The sequence below is a fragment of the Xanthomonas sp. LMG 12462 genome, from assembly GCF_009192885.1.
GTDB lineage: Bacteria > Pseudomonadota > Gammaproteobacteria > Xanthomonadales > Xanthomonadaceae > Xanthomonas_A > Xanthomonas_A sontii.
In genome coordinates, this window is sequence record NZ_NMPP01000119.1 from 1 (window position 1) to 1201 (window position 1201).

Annotated in this window: 1 protein-coding gene; it reads left to right on the forward strand. The window is 66.3% G+C overall.

Going from position 1 to position 1201, the window contains the following annotated elements:
* The coding region (gene tuf / locus CEK69_RS20740; RefSeq protein WP_017908427.1) for an elongation factor Tu at positions 1-1185 on the forward strand (1185 nt) is incomplete at its 5' end.
* Positions 1186-1201: the final 16 nt, after the last annotated feature.

Below are 1201 nucleotides of genomic sequence, written 5' to 3' on the forward strand. Positions count from 1 at the left end.
AAGGGTAAGTTCGAGCGCACCAAGCCGCACGTCAACGTCGGCACCATCGGTCACGTCGACCACGGCAAGACCACGCTGACCGCGGCGCTGACCAAGATCGGCGCAGAGCGCTTCGGCGGCGAGTTCAAGGCGTACGACGCGATCGACGCGGCGCCGGAAGAGAAGGCGCGCGGCATCACGATCTCGACCGCCCACGTGGAATACGAATCCCCGACGCGCCACTACGCGCACGTGGATTGCCCGGGTCACGCGGACTACGTCAAGAACATGATCACCGGTGCGGCGCAGATGGACGGCGCGATCCTGGTGTGCTCGGCCGCTGACGGCCCGATGCCGCAGACCCGCGAGCACATCCTGCTGTCGCGCCAGGTCGGCGTGCCGCACATCGTGGTGTTCCTGAACAAGGCCGACATGGTCGACGACGCCGAGCTGCTCGAGCTGGTCGAGATGGAAGTGCGCGAGCTGCTGAGCAAGTACGACTTCCCGGGCGACGACACCCCGATCATCCACGGTTCGGCGCGTCTGGCGCTGGAAGGCGACCAGAGCGAGATCGGCGTGCCGGCGATCCTGAAGCTGGTGGACGCGCTGGACTCGTTCATCCCGGAGCCGCAGCGCGACGTGGACAAGCCGTTCCTGATGCCGGTGGAAGACGTGTTCTCGATCTCGGGCCGCGGCACCGTGGTGACCGGTCGTATCGAGCGCGGCATCATCAAGGTGGGCGACGAAATCGAAATCGTCGGCATCCGTGCGACGCAGAAGACCACCGTGACCGGCGTGGAAATGTTCCGCAAGCTGCTGGACCAGGGCCAGGCGGGCGACAACGCGGGCCTGCTGCTGCGCGGCACCAAGCGTGACGACGTGGAGCGCGGCCAGGTGCTGTGCAAGCCGGGTTCGATCAAGCCGCACACCGAGTTCGAAGCCGAGGTGTACGTGCTGTCGAAGGACGAGGGCGGCCGTCACACCCCGTTCTTCAAGGGCTACCGTCCGCAGTTCTACTTCCGCACCACCGACATCACCGGTGCGGTGCAGCTGCCGGAAGGCGTGGAAATGGTGATGCCGGGCGACAACGTCAAGATGGTGGTGACGCTGATCAACCCGGTGGCGATGGACGAAGGCCTGCGCTTCGCGATCCGCGAAGGCGGCCGTACCGTCGGCGCCGGCGTGGTGGCCAAGATCATCAAGTAATGCCCTCCGGCCGCGC